The organism is Paraburkholderia sp. UCT70, from assembly GCF_050434085.1.
GTDB lineage: Bacteria > Pseudomonadota > Gammaproteobacteria > Burkholderiales > Burkholderiaceae > Paraburkholderia > Paraburkholderia tuberum.
In genome coordinates this window covers 2,590,539-2,610,719 of sequence record NZ_JBNPVZ010000004.1, presented here as the reverse complement: position 1 = coordinate 2,610,719, position 20,181 = coordinate 2,590,539, and the positions used below count along the sequence as shown (strand labels likewise).

Genomic DNA, 20,181 nt, shown 5'->3' with positions numbered 1-20,181 from the left:
GCCGGTTGAGCAGCTCAGTGGCGCTCGCCGACGTGGAGGCGGAAGACATGAATGGTGGGGAGGCTCGATATAGTAAGCATGCTTAGTATATCGTCAATACGGATTGGCGCTATCGGGACTTGTGCTGAGGATAGAACGCATACGCAGTCGCGCTGTACGCCGAAGTGCTTCCGTATAATCGGCGCATGAAAACCCAATTCGAAGAGCGCTTCGGCTTTCTGATCTACGACGTCGGCCGGCTGGCGGGCAAGCGGTTCGACGATCTCGCGAGGTCGTCGGTCGATCTGACGCGCGCGCAGTGTCGCGTGCTGGCCTATCTCGGCCACTACGGCGACATCAATCAGGCCCGGCTGGCGGATCTGCTCGAAGTCGCGCCGATCTCGGCGGGCCGGCTGCTCGACCGGATGGAGGAGGGCGGCTGGATCGAGCGGACCGCGAATCCGCAGGATCGCCGGGAGCGCCAGGTGCGCATGACGCCGAAGGCTGAGCGCACGCTCGGCAAGGCGCGCAAGGTCGGCGACGAGGTCGCGCTCGAAGCGCTCAATGGTTTCAGCGATGAAGAAGCGGCGCGGTTGATCGCGCTGCTGCAGCGGGTGCGCGGCAATCTGAGCCGGCTCGTGGATCGCTGAAGCTTCGCGGTGTTGGCGCGACGCCGAAGTCTTTCGCGCGAGCCGGGGTTACGTTGAGCTCGCGCTTCAAATCACGTTATCTGGATTCCGACGCCGGCGTGGCGCCGCTCGGCGGTACCAGCTCGTAACAGCCCGGCGCCACCGACGTTTTTGCTTTTGCATCCGGCTGCTGCGGATCGATGCATTTGAACGCGCTCTGATCGCGCTGCACGAAGATCGTCTCGGCGGGACCGTTGTTGACCACGGCGACGATCTTGTAGCCGTCCTGCAGCAGCGTCGCGAGCATGGTGGAACTGGCGCGCCATTGACTGTCGGCGGTGCTCGGCGTTTGAGCTTGTGCGATGAGGGCGGCGGTCGTGCCGGCGAGCGTGAGCGTGGTTGCGGCGAGCGCGACGGTGCGGAGCGTCATCAAGGAACCTCTCGTAGTTGCGACGGAATTGCGGAAGGAAGCCTGTCGGGTCCTGCATCGTAGGCGCGCATTAGAACCCCTAAGAGAGAACTTGCCAGGCTTGCTCGTGACGCTATTCTCTCAAGAGAGGGAGGTGCCGACCAAACCCGCGGCGCTTCACTGCCCATTCCCTGCGACGCCGCTGCTCATCGTTCGTTCCATCAGAAGCTCGCGCAACGCTCGCTGGCAAGCCATGCTCGCCATCCGCCAAACTCCGAGATATCGGTTCCCGACTGCACGCCATACGGCTCGCAGAGGAAACCGGTAACCCACGAACCGTCGACGAGTTCGACCTTCCCCAGAACCAGCGGAGACGGAACGGTCGAAATAAACGAGCCGAACTCCGCGCTGGGCATTTCCCACACTTCGACAGCAATTTTTGCGCCGCCATCGGTGACGCGCCACAGGCCTGGACGCCTCGTGCCGTCCGCCGACGCAGACAGCGCCGACAACCGGTATTGCGCGGCAGTCTGAGTGGCCTGCAAGAGCCGCGCGCGTCGGGCAAGCAGATCGCGGTTGAGGGGCAAACCTTGCATGTGTGCGCCGCAGACCGCGATCCGCATGCGATCGTGGCTCGCCGCGCATCGTTCGCCGCGCGGCTCCGGCCCGACGGTTAGACCTCCGACGCAGTGCGCGCCGCTCTTTCGTTGCAGCAGGTCGGCCACAGCCAACAGATACTGGTCGGTGAACGCGCGGCCAAAGACGGTCACGCCCCAGGGCAAACCATTCTTCATGAAACCGGTCGGCGTAGCGACGGCGGCATAGTCCAGCAGATTCATGAAGTTCGTGTAATACCCGAGCAGGGAGTTCGGACCAATGGGGTCGCGCTCCAACTCGTCGAGCGTCACGGCACGCGGATACGTCGGCGTCAGAACGAAATCGAGTGAATCGATAGACGCATCGCAGAGGGCCTTCAATTCCTGCAAGCGGTACTGCGCGCGAAACAGTTCGACCGCGCTCGCGCCGGGTGCCTTCGCCAACACATCGCAAATGACGGGCAAAACCGCAGCGGGGTTCTCCGTCATCAACTCGCCCGCCACGCTGTAACGCTCGGCCACCCACGGCCCCTGATAGAGCAGATTGGCGGCTTCGACAAACGGCGTGAAGTCGATTTCGACAGCTTCACCACCTGCTTCTTCGAGCAACGCGCGCACCTTCGCGAACAGCCCGGGGCTCTCGGAACAGCCGGCGAATTCCAGTTGCGCCGGCACGCCGAACTTGAACGCCGTGGGCTCGCCAAACGCGCGTGCCGTATTCCATTGCGGATTCGCGCGGCTGTATGCATCGCGAGGATCGGGGCGCGCGCTCAACGCAAGCAACTCGCTCGCTTCTTCCGCCGTCGCCGTGAAGAACGTCACGCAATCGAGCGTGCGGCACGCGGGCACCACACCCGCGGTGGACAGTAGGCCTTTAGTCGGCTTGAGACCGACGAGATTGTTCAGCGCGGCAGGCACGCGACCGGAACCGGCCGTGTCGGTCCCGAGCGCGAAACTGGCGACGCCGAGCGCGACCGCGAGTGACGACCCCGCGCTCGAGCCGCCCGACGGATAGTCGGGATGCACGCTATTGCGACACTTGCCATACGGCGACCGGGTGCCGTTCAGACCGGTCGCAAACTGGTCGAGATTGGCTTTGCCGAGCGGCACCGCGCCGAGCGCGATCAATTGCGCAACGACGCTCGCCGATCGCGACGGCGTGTACGCGAACGCGGGGCACCCGACGGTCGTCTGAATGCCGGCGAGATCGATGTTGTCCTTGATCACGAACGGAACGCCATAGAGCGGCAGGCTTTCGACGTCCTGCGTGTCGAGCCAGTCGAGGTAGGGTGCGACTTCATCTTCGGTCAGAAGATGGATGAACAGATTGAACGATGGATTGAGCATCGCAGCTTTTTCGAGCAGTTCAGCGACGAGCCTGCGCGGTGTGAGCGATCCATCAAGGTATGCGGAGCGAAGTGTCGGGAGGCGAAGATCGAATGACGAGAATGAAGACATGGTTTGCGTCCAGATAATTAGTGACGTTCGACGACAGCGACGCGTTGCCCCGCGCGCACGGGCGAACCCGGCGCCACGTAGATCTCGCCGACCGTTCCGGCGCACGGCGCACACACCGGGATTTCCATCTTCATCGACTCGATGATGAGCAGCACGTCGCCCGCGTCGACCGCGTCGCCGGTTTTCACCTTGACTTGCCAGAGGCTGCCGGCGATCTCGCTGTCCACGGCGACTTCGCCGTCGTGAAGCGGAGCTAACTGAGTGTCTTCGGTGACCGGCGTCTCGAACGTGACTTCCGAGGTGCCCGCTTCACGCCACCGCTCGCGCTCGGCCTGGAAGGCCGCCTGCTGCCTTGAACGGAACTGCTCGATGCTGGCGGATTCGCTAGCGAGAAACGCCTGATAGTCCGGCAACGAAAGCTCGGACTCTTCAATCCGCAACGGAAAACGCCCAAGCGGAAAGTCCGCGCGGATGCGCAACAGGTCGTCGGCCGATACTTCGTAGAAACGAATCTGGTCGAAGAAGCGCAGCAAATAATGCTGTCCGGCGAAATCCGCGACTTCGCGGTAGCGATTCCACATCTGCAACGTGCGGCCGACGAATTGATAGCCGCCAGGCCCTTCCATGCCATACACGCACAGATACGCGCCGCCGATGCCGACCGAGTTCTCCGCGGTCCACGTACGGGCCGGGTTGTATTTGGTCGTGACCAGCCGGTGACGAGGGTCGAGCGGTGTCGCGACGGGTGCGCCGAGGTACACGTCGCCGAGGCCCATTACCAGATAGCTCGCATCGAAGACGATCTGCCTGACCGCGTCGATGGAGTCGAGGTCGTTGATGCGGCGAATGAATTCGAGGTTGCTCGGGCACCACGGCGCGTTCTTGCGCACGGTGGTCATATATTTTTCGATCGCGAGCTGGCACGCGGGGTCGTCCCATGACAGCGGCAGATAAACGACCCGCGACGGCACGCGCAGATCCTTGTGCAACAAGACCTCGTCCCACGCCCGCGCGACGATGTCGAGCAACCTGGCGAGCGGCAGATCCTCGGGCCGGTAGTGGATCTGCAGCGAACGGATGCCCGGCGTGAGATCGATGACGCCAGTCAGATGCTGCGCTTCGAGGGACTGCATCAGCGCATGTCCGCGAAACCGTGCCACGAGGTCGAGTTCCGCTGGACCGATTTCGAGCAGCAGATGTGTGTCGCCGGATACACGTGCGACGAGTCTGTCGCGGTCCGCCCCGGTATCGAGCACGATCGGCGACGTCAGCGATGCTCTTCTTTCGTTCGGCGCACTCGGTGCAATCTCGAGGCTCTCCAGTTCCCGACGACGCTCACGCGCAGCCTCACGCGCTTCTTCGACTTCGACGGGCGCGAAGCGGATCTTGTCGCCTGCTTTCAACTGGCCGATCTGCCAGAGGTCCGCCTCGATGATCGTCACCGGACAGACGAAGCCGCCGAGACTCGGGCCGTCGGGTCCGAGAATCACGGGCATGTCGCCGGTGAAGTCGACGGCGCCGACCGCGTACGGATTATCGTGAATGTTCGACGGATGCAGTCCAGCCTCGCCGCCGTCCTCGCGCGCCCACTCGGGTTTCGGTCCGATCAGGCGCACGCCGGTACGGCTGGAGTTGAAGTGAACCTCCCACTCGGTGTCGAGCAACTGCGCGATATAGCGGGCGCTGAAGTATTCGGGTGCGCCGTGCGGGCCATAGATCACGCGAAGGGTGCGCACGCCGTCGAGCGTCGGCGCGTCGACGAGCGCCGCGCCGGCCTGCGCATCGTCGAGCGGATAAAGATGCAGCACGTCGCCCGCGCGGATCGCGCGGCCGCCATGTCCGCCGAACTGGCCGAGCGTAAAGGTGCTGCGGCTGCCGAGATACAGTGCGACGTCGAAGCCGCCGCGCACGCACAGATAAGCGCGCGCGCCCGCGCCGCGTATCGTGCCGAGCGCCAGCGTCGAACCCGCCGGCACATGGAGGCTCGTGTTCAGCGGCTGAGCGACATCGTCGAGCAGCACCGGAATCTGCGCGCCGGTGATGGCGACCACGGCATCTGCGTTGAAGCGCAGCGTTGGCCCGCTCATCGTGACTTCGAGAGCGGCGGCGTCGGCCGCATTGCCGAGCAGGCGATTGCCGAGCCGCATCGCCCGGTCATCCATCGGCCCCGACGGCGGGATGCCGACTGCCCAGTAGCCCAGGCGGCCGGGATAGTCCTGCACCGTCGTCTGCGTGCCGCCACTGACGACTTCGACCGTGCTGGCCCGATACCTGAGCCCTTCGAGACATCGAGTCCACGGTTCGCCCGACGCGAACGGCCGGTCGCGCAGAATCTGGCGCAGATAGTCGCGATTGGTCTCGACGCCGTAGAGGCGGGTGTTGCGCAGCGCATCGTCGAGCGCATCGCGCGCTTCATCGCGAGTCGGCGACCAGGCGATCACTTTCGCGAGCATCGGGTCGAAGTACGGCGGCACTTCGCAGCCGGCCTCGATCCATGTATCGATGCGCAATGCGCGCCCGTCAGCGTGCGGGAACGCGACATCGGTCAAGAGGCCCGGACTCGGTTTGAAATCACGCCCCGGATCTTCCGCGTAGAGTCGTGCCTGGATCGCGTGCCCTCGCGGCGTTAGACTCGCCGCCAGGTGCTTCAGCGGCGCGAGCGTGCCGGCCGCCAGTTCGATCATCCAACGCACGAGGTCGACGCCCCACACCTGTTCGGTGACGCCGTGCTCGACCTGCAGACGCGTATTGACTTCGAGGAAGTAGAACTGTTCGGCGGCGCTGTCGTACACGAATTCGACGGTGCCGGCGGAGCGATAGTCGACGGCTTTCGCGAGCTTGACCGCTGCCTCGCAGAGCGCGGCCTGAATGCCGTCCGGCAGGCAAGGGGCGGGCGTTTCCTCGAGCACTTTCTGATTGCGCCGCTGCACCGAGCAGTCACGCACGCCAAGCGCGAGCGCGTCGCCTTTGCCATCGCCGAATACCTGCACTTCCAGATGCCGCGCCCGTTCGATGTACTTCTCCAGAAATACGCCGGCATCGCTGAAATTGTTTTCGCCGAGGCGCTTCACGGCATCGAAATGGGCGCCGAGTTCGTCGGCGTTCCAGCACACCCGCATGCCGATGCCGCCGCCGCCCGCGGTGCTCTTCAGCATCACCGGATAGCCGATGCCCTGTGCCGCCGCGAGCGCCGCCGGCAAGTCCGCGAGCAGCCCGGTGCCTTTGAGCATCGGCACCCCTTCGTTGGCCGCGATTTCGCGGGCCGTGTGCTTGAGGCCGAACGCGCGAAGCTGCGCGGGTGTCGGTCCGATGAACGCGATGCCGGCCGCTTCGCAGGCTTCGCCGAACGCCGCGTTCTCCGATAAGAAGCCGTAGCCGGGATGGATCGCCTGCACGCCTTCGCGACGCGCAATCGCGAGGATTTTGTCCACGTCGAGATAGGTCAGCGCGGCTGGACCGTCGCCTAGCGCATGCGCTGCGGGCGCTTCGCTGACGTGGCGGCTCGCTCTGTCGGCTTCCGCATAGATGGCGACGCCGGTCACGTCGAGTTCGCGCAACGTCCTGAGAATGCGGCACGCGATAGCGCCGCGATTGGCGATCAGAATCTTCTCGAACATGGAAGGTGTGTTGATTCGAAGGCGGGCCGTCCCGCCGTGGGAATGGCCGGCCGTGGTCGTCCACGGCCGAAGTCGCGTCAGCGATGCGTCTGGGTCAGTTCTTCGCGCGTACGGCTGAAGTACCGGCCCGAGCGAACCAGCATGAGGAGAAAAAGCCAGTGGCGGATGCGCTTCAATTCCATATCAGCAGCTCCGCGGGCGTCGGGTTGTAGGCGTTGCACGGATTGTTCAGTTGCGGGCAGTTGGAGATCAGCACGATGACATCCATCTCGGCGCGCAATTCGACGTACTTGCCCGGCGCGGAAATGCCGTCTTCGAAGGTGAGCCCACCTTCGGCCGTCACCGGCACGTTCATGAAGAAGTTGACGTTCGCGCCGATGTCCTGCTTCGACAGGCGGCCGTCATGAGCGCAGGCACGCAGGAAGTTGTCGCGGCAGCTGTGCATGTAGCGCTTCTCCAATGCGTAGCGCACCGTGTTGCTCTCCTGCGCACAGGCGCCGCCGAGCGTATCGTGGCGGCCGCACGTGTCGGCGACGATCGTCAGCATCGGATTGCCGAGGTTCGAGTACAGCACCGAGCCCGACGTCAGGTAGAGGCTTTTTTGCCGGCGCAACGTGCGTTGAGGGTCGAAGCGCTCGCGCGGATCGGCGAGGCTGTAGAACAGCGTGTCGACCGCCTGGTTGCCTTCGAGATCGACGATGCGCAGCGTTTGCCCGGCCTTCACCTCGTGAAGCCACGGCTCGCCGGCGGCGAGTGTCTCGCGATAGACCGCGGTTTCCGGACGTTTGTCGCTGACGATAAGCGTGCTGGTCATAAGCGTGGCCTTCGCTCAAAGAAAGAAGCGTTCTGTGTTGATGAAACCGCGTGCGTTCTCTTCGCATGCGGTGCGGCAAACTTCGGCGACCTCGGGCCGCGCGTCGCTCAACTCGAGCTTGACGGGTCTCGGCGCGTACTCGGGGTTCGGGTCGAGCGGGTGCTGGATCGCGGTGAGCACGACGAGCGTGTTCATCGGTGCGTAGAGCTCGATGTAGTTGCCGGCTTTTGAGTTTCCTGGCACGAAACTGAGAACGCCGTCGTCGCTGACATCGACACGGCTGAACAGATTGAGCGTCATCAGCAGGTCAGTGATGCCGAGTCCCCACTTGCCCATTTCGACGAGCAGGTTGTCCGTGCCGTTGCGATAGAACGCGTTGCGCAGCTCCTGGTAGCGGCCTGCTCCGTATCGTTCGCGGACCTCGTCGGCGTTCGAAGCTCCGCCGATGCTGTCGTGCCAGCCACAGGTATCCGCGACGATCGCGGCAAGCACGCGGCCCATGTCGGAGTACAGGCAGTGCCCGACCGTGAGCCTGGCCGTGTGCTGGCACTTCAACGAATCCGGCAGATTGAGCCGTTCGCTCTTTTCCGTCGCGTTGACCATCATCACGCTGACGTTCGCACCGCCGCGCAGGTCGGTAACGCGCAGCGATTGACCGCGCTTGACGATCAGCGACGTATGGCCGCCGCCTGGGACGGTTTCTTCAAGCAATAAGGTCGTAGCTGAGTTCATACCTGAGTTCCCTTCAGTCGGAGACCAGTTCGATATGCGATGCGCCTCGCACGGCAGCCTCGGCGATATGCACGGCGGACATGGAATCGCGGCTACGGTCGAGCGCAATGTTGTAGGTGATGCGCGCGCCATAGGCGCCCGGCGCCTGTGGGTCGACGCGCACCTTGTCGAAAACCAGCACGCGGCTTCCCAACGTGAAGCCTTCTTTCAGGTCATGCGTGACCATGAAGATCGTGAGCTTCGCTTCGCGCCACAGGCCGGAGAGCAGCTCATGCATGTCCTTGCGGATGCCGGGGTCGAGCGCGCCGAACGGTTCGTCGAGCAGCAGCACGCGAGGCTTCATCATCAGCGCCTGCGCGATCGCGAGGCGTTGCTGCATGCCGCCCGACAGCTGCTGCGGAAACTTGTTCAAGGCCGCGCCCAGCCCGACGCGCTCGAGCATGGCCGCTGCCTCGTCTTGCGCCACGCGCCGACGGGCACCGAATAGCCGGCCGGTGAACTTCGCCTGTGGAAGCTCCAGCCCCAGCATTACGTTGCGCAACACGCTCAGATGGTCGAACACCGAGTAGCGTTGAAACACGACGCCGCGATGCCTGTCCGGTTCGCCGGGCAGCGGCTTGCCGTCCAGCAGGATCTCGCCGCGCGTCGCGCGCTCCTGACCCAGCAGCAGGCGCAGAAACGTCGACTTGCCGCAGCCGGACGCGCCGACCATCGAACAGAACTCGCCTTGCTTGACGGTCAGATTCAAACGCTCGAGCACGACCTGGTCGCCGTACTCTTTCCAGACGTTGCGGACTTCGATCATCGCGTGCCTCCGTACCACGGGAAGCACCATTGCGTGATCCGGCGCAGCAGCTCGTCGGTGAGCCATGCGAGCAGCGTGATCCACGCGACGTACGGCAGGATCAGATCCATCGACAGATAGCGGCGCACGAGAAAGATGCGGTAGCCGAGGCCATCGGTCGACGCGATCGCTTCGGCGGCGATCAGAAAGAGCCACGCCGCGCCGAGAGAAAGACGCGTTGCCGCCAGCAGACGCGGCAGCAGTTGCGGCAGCACCAGACGCAGAATCAGCGTCAAGCTGGTGGCGCCGAGCGTCTGCGCCTTGACCCACAGCTCGACCGGAATCTCGCGGGTGCGAGCATGCAGATCGCGAATGATCACCGGCGTGATGCCGACGACGATCAGCACGACCTTCGACAACTCGTCGAGCCCGAACACGATGAACAGGATCGGCAGCACCGCCAGCGGCGGCACCATTGAGATCACGGTGATGAATGGCGACAGCGTCGCGCTGACGAGCGGAAACGAACCGGTCGCGATCGCGGCCACCAGTGCGATCGCGGCACTGACGACAAGGCCGATGCCGAGCCGCCGCAAGCTCGACAGCGTGTCGGTCCACAACAGATACTCGCCGGTGCGCTTGTCCTCGGTGAAGGCGGCCGACTTCACCGCGTCGCTCATTTGCGCCGCGCTCGGCAGCAGCTTGTCATCGGGATTGAGCGAGAGTCGCATCGAGGACCCGCTGAAGTAGACCGCGAACAGCACGACGAACGGCAGCAGAAGCAGCATCAAGCCGCCGATCCGGCTCGGATGTCGATTGATGAGTCGCATGGTGAGCGCCTGGTTGGAAAGCTGGGATGCGAGCCCGCGATAGCGAGCCCCCGGCGAGTGCCTGGAAGGTCCGTGTCAGAGCTTGCCCGCGGCCGCCATCGCGACGTAGGTCGGATCGAAACGCAGCTTGACGTTGTTCTTGTTGCCGACGACGACGCCCTTGTCGAACGCCATGCCGACCGCGTCCGCGCTCTTCGCGTCCTGTCCGAGCAGGCCGTGATCGAAAGAGAACTTCGCGACGCGCGTCATGATCTTCGGCATGTCGGCGCTGGTGACGAAGTCGAGCGCGGCTTGCGGCGAATAGAAGAGCGCGGTCGTCGACAGTTGGCCCTTGAAGTTGGCGAGATCGGTGCCCGAGGCCTTCGCCATCGCGGTCAGCGCGGACGTGCTGGCCGCGGAGTCCGTGTGCATCAGCGCGACCATTTCGAACCATGCACCGGTCAGCGCCTTGCCGAGGGCGGGGTTCTGCTGCAACGTCTTCGTGTTGACGACCATCATGTCCATGATTTCGCCGGGGATCTTGCTGGAGTCGAAGACTTCGCTGACGTTCGGCTGCGACTTCAGGTCCGCGAGCATCGGATTCCAGGTCACCGCGTTGTGAACCGTGGGGGTCGCGAATGCGCCCGAGATGTCGGCATCCGAGGTGTTCACGACCTTGAGGTCGCGCTCGCTCATGTGAGCGCTTTCGAGCGCGCGTGCGAGCAGGTAGTGGGAGACAGAGAACTGCACGAGGTTGACCTGTTGGCCCTTCAGGTCGGCGATCTGCTTGCTCTTGCCCTTCATCAGCACGCCGTCGTTGCCGTTCGAATAGTCGCTGACGATCAGGGCCGTCGAATCCACGCCGCCGGAGGCGGGAATCGTGAGCGCGTCCATGTTGGTCATCGCGCAGCCGTCGAACTTGCCGGCCGTGTACTGATTGATGGACTCGACGTAGTCGTTCAACTGCACCACGTCGACATTGATGCCGTATTTCCTGGCCCATTTAGACACGATGCCTTGGGTTTTCGCCTCACCCCATGGCATCCAGCCGGCGTAGATGGTCCAGCAGACCTTGAAGTCGTTGCGGCCCGCGGCGAACGTGGGGCTCGAGGCGAAGGTGGCGAGGGAGACGGCGGCAATGCCAAGACAGCGAACGAGCTTGAACATGGGTTGACCTCGGAGGGGACGGTTAGCGACGGCAGGGAGCAGCGCAAACATCGCGTTCTCTCCCGGGCTTTTGTCCCGCCGTGTAACCTCGCCTGAGGTCGACAGCTCTCGGACCAGCACCTGCGTGAAGCAGGCCGGAACCCTAGCCGTCCATTTCCAGATTGTTTGTCGAACCGGAGGCTGCGCCGGCTCCTTGCGCGGTCTTTAAAGCGGGAAGTGTGCCAGTGGCCATACCGCGGGGTGGTCGTTAGCTTTGTGCGGCGAAGGGCAAGTTTTTGCCCTGGGGCGGGGAAGGTGTGCACTGATGTGTGTCAGGGAGTGCACTCGATTCGGGCGTGAGAGGACGGGTATCCGACTCAGCGATGCCAGATAAGATGTAACGGTCGTAGCGGGCTGCCTTGGTGCTCGCATGCGTCTGCGCCGTTCGAACGTGTTATTTGATGCCATTCCTATCAAATGCGAAACGAACCGCAAGTCAATGTCGTCCGGCAGATTCCACGCAGCGTGTGGGTTCTGGGATGTGTGAGTCTTTTCATGGACATCTCATCCGAAATCATCCACAGCCTGCTGCCGATGTTTCTGCTGGCAAGCCTTGGCGCCGGCGCCGGCACGATTGGGCTCATCGAGGGCATCGCGGAGGCCACGGCCCAGATGGTCAAGGTGTTTTCGGGAACGCTGAGTGACTACCTCGGCAACCGAAAGTGGCTCGCCGTAGCCGGGTATTCGCTCGGCGCAATGAGCAAGCCGCTTTTTGCCATTGCGTCGTCGGTTGGAGTCGTGGTGACGGCGCGCATCATTGACCGTGTCGGCAAGGGCATTCGCGGTGCGCCTCGCGATGCACTCATCGCGGATGTCACGCCGCAGCACCTGCGTGGCGCGGCCTTCGGTCTGCGCCAGTCGCTCGATACGGTCGGTGCGTTCCTCGGACCGCTGCTGGCCGTTCTCATCATGCTGATATGGGCAGATAATTTTCGGCTTGCCTTCTGGCTTGCCGTCATTCCCGGTGTGCTCGCGGTCGCGCTGTTGACGGTTGGTATCACGGAGCCTGAGCACGAGCCTCGCGCCAAAAGAAGCAATCCTGTTCGGTGGCAGAGTCTCAGGGAGCTTGGTTTGGACTACTGGTGGGTCGTAGGGATAGGCGCCGTTTTTGCGTTGGCGCGATTCAGCGAGGCTTTTCTGGTGCTGCGTGCGATGGGCAGCGGCGTACCGATTGCGCTCGTTCCGCTCGTCATGGTGGCAATGAATATCGTCTACGCGCTGTCCGCTTATCCGTTCGGGAAGCTCGCGGACACGATGCGGCATACGCGGCTGCTGATAGGTGGTCTGATCGCGTTGATTGGCGCCGACCTCGTGCTTGCACACGGCACCCACTGGAGCATAGTCGTCGTAGGCGTAGCGCTGTGGGGGCTGCACATGGGGATGACGCAAGGCCTGCTCGCTACGATGGTCGCGCACACGGCACCTGCGCATCTGCGCGGGACTGCGTTCGGTTTCTTCAATCTGCTGAGCGGCATCGTGACGCTGGTTTCGAGCGTTATCGCAGGCCAGTTGTGGGAACGTCTGGGCGCAGCCACGACCTTTTATGCGGGCGCAGCCTTCGGTCTGATGACCGTGGTGCTGCTGCTCTTTCACCCGACACCGGCTCAATCTCTTCACGACCTGAGCTAACGTGGCATAGCCGGGGTATCCGTCTGGAAAATGCGCGCATTGTTGCCGCTATTCCCCCAACCTTGAGTGGTGTGTCGCTGCGTCTGCCTGAACTCGGATGCCCATCGGTCGTCAGGCTTCGTGGCAGCGTTTCAAAACAAAAAAGCCGCTGTCCTTGTGGGACAGCGGCTTTTTCTTGAAGCTGGTGGCGAATCAGGGACTCGAACCCCGGACCTGCGGATTATGATTCCGTCGCTCTAACCGACTGAGCTAATTCGCCGAAAGAAGCGAAATTATGCTGTGGGAGCCGGAGGCTGTCAACCCCCGGCTCCCAACTTTTTCAGATAGCTCCGGCTGTTGTCGGTCCACTCAATCCTTCGCGTAGATATCCGAGTCCTTGGTTTCGCGCACGAACAGCATGCCGATCACGAAGGTGACCAACGCGATGATGATCGGATACCAGAGCCCCGAGTAGATGTTGCCCTTCGCCGCGACGATCGCGAACGCGGTGGCCGGCAGGAAGCCGCCGAACCAGCCATTGCCGATGTGGTACGGCAGCGACATCGACGTATAACGGATTCGCGTCGGGAACATCTCGACCAGCATCGCCGCGATCGGCCCGTAGACCATCGTCACGTAGATCACGAGGATCGTCAGGATCACGATGCTCATCGGCCAGTTGATCTGAGCCGGATCGGCCTTCGGCGGGTAGCCGGCGGCCTTCAGCGTCGCGGCGAGCGTCTTCTCGAACGTCTTGGCTTGCTCCTTCGCGTCGCCGGCGCGGCCGTCGAACGTGTTGACGACCGTATCGCCCACGCGGATCTGCGCGATCGTGCCGGCAGGAGCCGCGACGTTGTTGTAGTTCAGGCCGGCTCGCGACAGCGCGCCCTTCGCGATGTCGCATGAGCTCGTGAACTTCGCCGTGCCCACCGGGTTGAACTGGAACGAGCACTCGGCCGGATCGGCGATCACGACGATCGGCGACTTCGCGGTTGCCGCTTCGAGCGCCGGGTTCGTGTAGTGCGTGAGCGCCTTGAACAGCGGGAAATAGGTGAGTGCGGCGATCAGCAGGCCGGCCATGATGATCGGCTTGCGGCCGATGCGATCCGACAGCGAGCCGAAGAACAGGAAGAACGGCGTGCCGATCAGCAGCGCGAGCGCGATCATGATGTTGGCGCTCGAACCGTCGACCCTCAGCGTCTGCGTGAGGAAGAACAGCGTGTAGAACTGGCCCGTGTACCAGACGACAGCCTGGCCGGCCGTCAGGCCGAGCAGCGCGAGAATCACGACCTTCAGGTTCTTCCATTGGCCGAACGCTTCGGAAAGCGGCGCCTTCGAGGTCTTGCCCTCGGCCTTGATGCGCGCGAACACCGGCGACTCATGCAGTTGCAGGCGAATCCACACCGACACCGCGAGCAGCAGGATCGACACGACGAACGGAATGCGCCAGCCCCAGGCGCCGAACGCGTCTTCGCCCATCAACGTGCGAACGCCGAGAATCACGAGCAGCGACAGGAACAGACCGAGCGTGGCGGTAGTCTGGATCCATGCGGTGTAGAAGCCGCGGCGGTTCGCCGGCGCGTGTTCGGCCACGTAGGTCGCGGCGCCGCCATACTCGCCGCCGAGCGCGAGACCCTGCAGCAGGCGCATCGCGATGAAGAGCACCGGCGAAGCGATGCCGATCGCCGCGTAGCCCGGCAGGAAGCCGACGAGGAACGTCGACAGGCCCATGATGATGATCGTGATCAGGAACGTGTACTTGCGCCCGACCATGTCGCCGAGCCGCCCGAAGACGATCGCGCCGAACGGCCGCACCGCGAAGCCCGCCGCGAAGCTGAGCAGCGTGAAGATGAACGCCGCGGTCGGATTGACGCCGGAGAAGAAGCTCTTGCTGATGAAGGCCGCAAGCGAGCCGGCCAGATAAAAGTCATACCACTCGAAAACCGTACCCAGCGACGATGCGAAGATCACCCGCTTCTCATCGCGCGTCATCGGCACGTGCGAGAATTGCCCGCCAACGGTAGCCATATGTCGTCTCCAATATTGATATTCACGCGGATCGCCGGCACAGGCGTTCACGTGCAACCGATTATTGGAGTGGAAACTTACGGCGTTCTGACTCGGCGCCGGAACCTGGGGTAGTCCGGTAAGCTGATGAATAGGCGTTCAATTTCTGCTAAGTGCTGGTATGTTCTCGCAACCCGCGCTGAAATATCTCAAAAATACGCTGACCGTCAAGCTGACGATAGAGGCGCGTTAGGGTAAGTCCCGCCCCGTTCGAGCACGTGCAAGCTGACGCGCACCAGTGTGCCGGCGAGCCGCGGCGACTCCTGGTAGACGTTGTCGTCGATGGCGAGCTCGCCGCCGTGCATTGCCGCAATCTCGCGCACGATCGCGAGGCCGAGGCCGCTGCCGTCGCCCTCGCGGCCCAGAATCCGGTAAAAGCGCTCGACCACACGCGAGCGCTCGCTGGCCGGAATGCCGAGCCCGGTGTCCTCGACTTCCAGATGCACGAGCCGCGCGGGGGCGTCGTGCCGCACGCGCACGGTGATGCGGCCGCCCGCCGGCGTATAGCGGATCGCGTTGTCGATCAGGTTCGACAGCATTTCACGCAGCATCACCGGATTGCCGGCGACTTCGACCGGCTCGTCGGGCGCTTCGTAGCCGATGTCCATCTGCTTCGCGAGCGCGGCCTGCACCCATTCGCGCACCGCGCTGCGGGCGAGTTCGCCCAGTTCGAGCGGCGTGAAGATCTGTCCCGACCGACGGTTTTCCGCGCGCGCCAGCGCGAGCAATTGCGTGACGAGCCGCGCGGCGTGCTCGGAGCTCGTCGCGATCTGTTCGAGCGAGCGATGAACCTCGGCCGACGCGTTCAGGCGCAGCGCGAGCTCGGCCTGCGTGCGCAGGCCGGCCAGCGGCGTTTTCATCTGATGCGCGGCGTCGGCGATGAAGCGCTTCTGCAGCTCCATGTTCTGCTCGAGGCGCGTGAGCAGATCGTTGAACGACGTGACGAGCGGCTCGATTTCCGGCGGCGCGCGGCGCGCTTCGAGCGGCGACAGATCGTCCGGGCGGCGCGCGCGGATATGCGCCTGCAGCGCATGCAGCGGCTCGAGCCCGCGCGACAGGCCGAACCACACGAGCAGGATCGCGAGCGGCAGGATCACGAACTGCGGCAGGATCACGCCCTTGATGATGTCGTTGGCGAGCTGGCTGCGCTTGTCGAGCGTTTCGGCGACCTGCACGAGCACGGCCTGCGCGCCCGGCGTCTGCGGAAACTCGACGGTCGTGTAGGCGACGCGGATGTCGTTGCCGCGCAGCACGTCGTCGCGGAATTCGACGAGGCCCGGTGGCGGGCGGTCCTCCTCGTGCGGCAGCGGCATGTCACGCTCGCCGGCCACGAGCTCGCCGCGCGTGCCGAGCACCTGAAAGAACACGCTGTCGACGTTGTCGGCGCGCAGGAAATCGCGCGTCGACTCGGGCAGCGACAGCTCCGCGACGCCGTTGACCGGATGGATCTGGCGCGCGAGCACGTAGGCGTCGGTTTCGAGCGCGCGGTCGAACGGCCCGTTCGCGATCGACTTCGCGACCAGATAGGTGACCGCGAGGCTCATCGGCCAAAGCAGCAGCAGCGGCGCGAGCATCCAGTCGAGAATTTCGCCGAACAGCGAGCGCGGACGCGCTTCGGCGGCGGCTTCGGTTTCGTCGGGCGGGGCGAACGGATTGGCGTAGCGCGCGTCGCGCGCCTCGTCGAGGTCCGCAGCGTGCGCCGTGGCGCGATCAGCGCGTGCGGACATCGCGGGCCTCTATTTGTAGTGGTGGCTCGCCGGCATCGCGGCGGACGACGGCGCGGTGGACGCTTGTGCCGCTTGTGCCGCTTGTGCCGTCTGCGGCTCGGAGCCGGCCGGGGTGGCGGGCGCACTCGCATTCGCCGGCGGCGCCGCTTTTTCGAGACAGTAGCCGAGCCCGCGCACGGTGATGATGCGCACGCCGCTCGGTTCGATCTTCTTGCGCAGCCGGTGCACGTAGACTTCGATCGCGTTGTTGCTGACTTCCTCGCCCCATTCGCATAGATGGTCGACGAGCTGCTCTTTCGAGACCAGCCGGCCTATCCGTTGCAGCAGCACTTCGAGCAGCCCGAGCTCGCGCGCGGACAGATCGATCGCCTGGTCGTTGACGTAGGCGATGCGGCCTACCTGATCGAACGACAGCGAGCCATGCCGCACGACGGTCGGGCCGCCGCCCGCGCCGCGCCGTGTCAGCGCGCGCACGCGCGCTTCGAGTTCGTTCAGCGCGAAGGGCTTGGCCATGTAATCGTCGGCGCCGAGGTCGAGGCCTTTGACGCGTTCGTCGACGCTATCGGCGGCGGTCAGGATCAGCACGGGCAGGTTCGAATTGCGCGCGCGCAGGCGGCGCAGCACCTCGAGCCCGGACATGCGGGGCAGGCCCAGATCGAGGATCAATAGGTCGAACGTCTGCATTGACAACGCGGTATCGGCTTCCACGCCGCTTTTCACGTGATCGACCGCATAGGCCGATTGGCGGAGTGATCGAACCAGACCGTCCGCGAGTATGCTGTCATCTTCGGCAATCAGAATTCGCATGATGCGCCAGCCTGGCTTTGCCGGCACCGTGGGGTTGCCCCGGTGCGCAGCGGTCTCCGAACATTATTGTGGGTAGTTGGGGCGACGCGACAGTAAAAATGCGCGTTCACATCACAATCGCGCTTGCCAAAACTACTGTTTTTTTATACAGTGTCTGCGTTTCGTGTGATGTCCTGGAGACTCCGCTCAATTCGAGTGGAACCACGGGTGCACACCTGCCTCAGACGCCGTTCATCATAGCAAAGGACGATTCATGGAAGAAAGCAAGAAAGGCTCGGCTGGACTGACTGCTGAAAAGAGCAAGGCTCTCGCCGCCGCGCTCGCGCAGATCGAAAAGCAGTTCGGCAAAGGGTCGGTCATGCGGCTCGGCGCAGGTGAGGCAGTCGAAGACATCCAGGTGGTCTCCACCGGATCGCTCGGCCTCGACATCGCACTGGGCGTCGGCGGTTTGCCGCGCGGCCGCGTGGTCGAAATCTACGGTCCGGAATCGTCCGGTAAAACCACGCTGACGCTGCAGGTCGTCGCCGAAATGCAGAAGCTCGGCGGCACCGCGGCGTTCATCGACGCGGAACACGCGCTGGACATTCAATACGCGGGCAAGCTCGGCGTGAACGTCGCCGACCTGCTGGTCTCGCAGCCGGACACCGGCGAACAGGCGCTCGAAATCGCCGACGCGCTGGTGCGCTCGGGCTCGATCGACATGATCGTGATCGACTCGGTCGCGGCGCTGGTGCCGAAGGCGGAAATCGAAGGCGAAATGGGCGACTCGCTGCCGGGTCTGCAGGCGCGTCTGATGTCGCAGGCGCTGCGCAAGCTGACCGGCACGATCAAGCGCACGAACTGCCTCGTGATCTTCATCAATCAGATCCGCATGAAGATCGGCGTGATGTTCGGCAACCCGGAAACCACCACGGGCGGTAACGCGTTGAAGTTCTACGCGTCGGTGCGTCTGGACATTCGCCGCATCGGTTCGATCAAGAAGAACGACGAAGTGATCGGCAACGAAACCCGCGTGAAGGTCGTCAAGAACAAGGTGGCGCCGCCGTTCCGTGAAGCGATTTTCGACATCCTGTACGGCGAGGGCATCTCGCGTCAGGGCGAAATCATCGACCTCGGCGTGCAGGCGAAGATCGTCGACAAGGCCGGCGCATGGTACAGCTACAGCGGCGAGCGCATCGGTCAGGGCAAGGACAACGCGCGTGAATTCCTGCGCGAAAACCCGGACATCGCTCGGGAAATCGAGAACCGTATCCGCGAATCGCTGGGCGTCACCGCGATGGCGAACGCCGTGACCGGCGCGGACGCTGAAGTCGCGGGCGAAGAAGAGTAAGCATCAAGTGATACGCAAAGGCCGGCCGCTGTCCGGTTTCGACTCCGGACGCTATCCAGACGGCCCGCGCGACGCGGCGGACGGATCGCCTGAGTCCGGCGATCCGTTCGAATCGTTCGACGCACATGACCGCGCCGCGAGCCGCGGCCCGCAGCGTACGCGGTCTGCGCCCGCTGCAGCGTCGTCCAGCCGGGATTCCTCCGGACTCGATTCCCCAATCCCCTCCGAAGTCACCTACACCCGCTCGCGCCGCCAATCCGGCGAAGAGAAGCCGGGCCGGTCCGACGAAGACGACAGCAGAAAATCCCAACGCCCCGCCCGTTCGCTGAAAGCGCGCGCGCTCGGCTATCTGTTGCGCCGCGAATATAGCCGCGCCGAACTCGCCCGCAAGCTGAAGCCTTACGTCGAGGAAACCGATTCGCTCGACACGGTGCTCGACGCGCTGCAGGCCGAAAACTGGCTATCCGACTCGCGCTTCGCGGAAAGCCTGATCCATCGGCGCGCATCGCGGCTCGGTACGAGCCGCATTCTCGGCGAACTGAAGCAACACGCGCTCAATCCGGCGCTCGTCGAAGAGGCGAGCGCGCAATTGCGCGAAACCGAACTCGCGCGCGCCCAGGCGGTCTGGCGCAAGAAGTTCGGCCAGTTGCCGCAAACGCCGGCCGAGCGCGCGAAGCAGGCGCGCTTTCTCGCGTCGCGTGGCGTTCTCCGGCGCGACGATCGGCAAGATCCTGAAGGGTATCGACGACATCGGGGACGGCGACTAACACGCCAGTCTCGACGGGTAGGGCAATTGCCGCGCCGTAACCTGGCGCCAGGCCGTGCGCAATCGGGGCTGTCCCAAATACCCGTTATGCTAAAATTCAGAAGTTTTCCAATCCGGCCTTTCCTTCCCGCATGTCGCTTTCCCCGCCAGTGTCCCGTCAGTTGCGCCATCGTCGCGCAATCAGAGCGGAAGCTTACGAGCGAGCCGATGGCCTGTGGGATGTGGAAGCGTGCCTGACCGACGAAAAGCCACGCGATGTGGCGCTTGCGTCGGGTGTCCGGCCCAATGGTCAGCCGATCCATGAACTCTGGCTTCGCATCACCATCGATCGCAAGCTCAATGTCGTCAACGCCGAGGCGTCGTCCGACTGGGTGCCCTATCCAGGGTTGTGCCAGGCCAGCAATCCCGCCTACCGTGCCCTCATCGGGCTCAATCTGTTCCACAACTTCCGTCGCGATGCTGCCCGTTTGCTGGCCGGCACGGCCGGTTGCACGCATCTCACCGAGCTGTGCGCGATCCTGCCGACCGCCGCGATCCAGGCGTTCGCCGGCGACGTATGGAACACCGATGACGGCACGCCTGGCGCGAACGCGGGTCCGGGAGACGAATCGTCTAACGGCACAGGCGAGCATTCCAACGACAAACCGCCATTCCAGCTGGGACGCTGCCACGCGCTGCGTTTCGACGGCGAGGCGGTGAAACAGTTTTATCCGCGCTGGTATGGTCATGCACCGCGTCCGGCGGAACGCGCGGCCTCGTCGGACGGCGCGGCGGCCCGCGAACGATGTGGCGACGCGTCGGCCTGAACGGCGGCAACGGAATCGAAGTTCTATCCAACTCTCA

General features: G+C 63.9%; 15 protein-coding genes, 1 tRNA gene, 1 pseudogene and 1 riboswitch. Of the genes and pseudogenes, 5 read left to right on the top strand and 12 right to left on the bottom strand.

The window, feature by feature from the left end; all coding sequences use genetic code 11:
* The first annotated feature begins 185 nt into the window (after positions 1-185).
* On the top strand, positions 186-629 hold the full coding sequence (locus tag OKW41_RS37695) for a MarR family winged helix-turn-helix transcriptional regulator (RefSeq protein ID WP_090801762.1): 444 nt from the start codon (positions 186-188) through the stop codon (positions 627-629).
* Positions 630-705: 76 nt separating this feature from the next.
* Here the strand turns inward: OKW41_RS37695 and OKW41_RS37690 are convergent, their stop codons facing one another.
* From OKW41_RS37690 to OKW41_RS37655, 8 genes are all read right to left on the bottom strand, one after another.
* Entirely contained in the window at positions 706-1,038 is a 333-nt protein-coding gene (locus tag OKW41_RS37690; protein ID WP_429575686.1) for a hypothetical protein, read from the bottom strand.
* Between the two features lie 200 nt (positions 1,039-1,238).
* Complete coding sequence (gene atzF / locus OKW41_RS37685) at positions 1,239-3,071, bottom strand: allophanate hydrolase (RefSeq protein WP_429575685.1); 1,833 nt, start codon at positions 3,069-3,071, stop codon at positions 1,239-1,241.
* 17 nt (positions 3,072-3,088) lie between these two features.
* Positions 3,089-6,688 carry an urea carboxylase gene (gene uca / locus OKW41_RS37680; RefSeq protein ID WP_429575684.1) on the bottom strand — a complete coding sequence of 1,200 codons (3,600 nt, stop codon included), beginning with the start codon at positions 6,686-6,688 and terminating at the stop codon, positions 3,089-3,091.
* 172 nt (positions 6,689-6,860) lie between these two features.
* Complete coding sequence (locus tag OKW41_RS37675; RefSeq protein WP_429451623.1) at positions 6,861-7,502, bottom strand: urea amidolyase associated protein UAAP2; 642 nt, start codon at positions 7,500-7,502, stop codon at positions 6,861-6,863.
* Positions 7,503-7,517: 15 nt separating this feature from the next.
* Positions 7,518-8,234: an urea amidolyase associated protein UAAP1 gene (locus OKW41_RS37670; RefSeq protein WP_429451622.1), complete on the bottom strand. Its 717-nt coding sequence runs from the start codon at positions 8,232-8,234 to the stop codon at positions 7,518-7,520.
* 13 nt (positions 8,235-8,247) lie between these two features.
* Positions 8,248-9,039, bottom strand: coding sequence for an ABC transporter ATP-binding protein (locus tag OKW41_RS37665; protein ID WP_429575683.1), 792 nt, complete (start codon positions 9,037-9,039; stop codon positions 8,248-8,250).
* Positions 9,036-9,848 (bottom strand): ABC transporter permease, encoded by an 813-nt coding sequence (locus OKW41_RS37660; protein ID WP_429575682.1) that lies wholly within the window; start codon positions 9,846-9,848, stop codon positions 9,036-9,038. The genes OKW41_RS37665 and OKW41_RS37660 overlap by 4 nt, the downstream gene beginning before the upstream one ends.
* A 75-nt stretch (positions 9,849-9,923) precedes the next feature.
* Positions 9,924-10,994, bottom strand: coding sequence for a putative urea ABC transporter substrate-binding protein (locus tag OKW41_RS37655; protein ID WP_429575681.1), 1,071 nt, complete (start codon positions 10,992-10,994; stop codon positions 9,924-9,926).
* A 57-nt stretch (positions 10,995-11,051) separates the two neighbouring features.
* Positions 11,052-11,151: riboswitch (guanidine-I (ykkC/yxkD leader) on the bottom strand.
* Positions 11,152-11,450: 299 nt separating this feature from the next.
* On the opposite strand from OKW41_RS37655, the gene OKW41_RS37650 reads away from it, so the two are divergent.
* Positions 11,451-12,662 (top strand): MFS transporter, encoded by a 1,212-nt coding sequence (locus OKW41_RS37650; protein ID WP_429575680.1) that lies wholly within the window; start codon positions 11,451-11,453, stop codon positions 12,660-12,662.
* A 182-nt stretch (positions 12,663-12,844) separates the two neighbouring features.
* On the opposite strand, the gene OKW41_RS37645 is transcribed toward OKW41_RS37650, so the two are convergent.
* The 4 genes from OKW41_RS37645 to OKW41_RS37630 all read right to left on the bottom strand — a co-directional run bounded on the left by OKW41_RS37645 (position 12,845) and on the right by OKW41_RS37630 (position 17,242).
* Positions 12,845-12,921, bottom strand: a tRNA-Met gene (locus OKW41_RS37645).
* 89 nt (positions 12,922-13,010) lie between these two features.
* Complete coding sequence (locus OKW41_RS37640; protein ID WP_429575679.1) at positions 13,011-14,669, bottom strand: MFS transporter; 1,659 nt, start codon at positions 14,667-14,669, stop codon at positions 13,011-13,013.
* A 206-nt stretch (positions 14,670-14,875) separates the two neighbouring features.
* Positions 14,876-16,435 carry a sensor histidine kinase N-terminal domain-containing protein gene (locus OKW41_RS37635; protein WP_429575678.1) on the bottom strand — a complete coding sequence of 520 codons (1,560 nt, stop codon included), beginning with the start codon at positions 16,433-16,435 and terminating at the stop codon, positions 14,876-14,878.
* A 9-nt stretch (positions 16,436-16,444) separates the two neighbouring features.
* Positions 16,445-17,242, bottom strand: a complete 798-nt coding sequence (locus OKW41_RS37630) for a response regulator (RefSeq protein WP_429575677.1) — start codon at positions 17,240-17,242, stop codon at positions 16,445-16,447.
* 253 nt (positions 17,243-17,495) lie between these two features.
* Here OKW41_RS37630 and recA point away from each other — a divergent pair, with 253 nt between their 5' ends.
* The 3 genes and pseudogenes from recA (at position 17,496) to OKW41_RS37615 (ending at position 20,144) form a co-directional block, all read left to right on the top strand.
* Complete coding sequence (gene recA / locus OKW41_RS37625) at positions 17,496-18,572, top strand: recombinase RecA (protein ID WP_018421721.1); 1,077 nt, start codon at positions 17,496-17,498, stop codon at positions 18,570-18,572.
* A gap of 7 nt (positions 18,573-18,579) precedes the next feature.
* Positions 18,580-19,339, top strand: a pseudogene (gene recX, locus OKW41_RS37620) (recombination regulator RecX).
* Between the two features lie 130 nt (positions 19,340-19,469).
* The gene (locus OKW41_RS37615) at positions 19,470-20,144 is read left to right on the top strand and encodes a DUF2889 domain-containing protein (protein WP_429575676.1); all 675 of its coding nucleotides are present in this window, start codon (positions 19,470-19,472) and stop codon (positions 20,142-20,144) included.
* Positions 20,145-20,181: the final 37 nt, after the last annotated feature.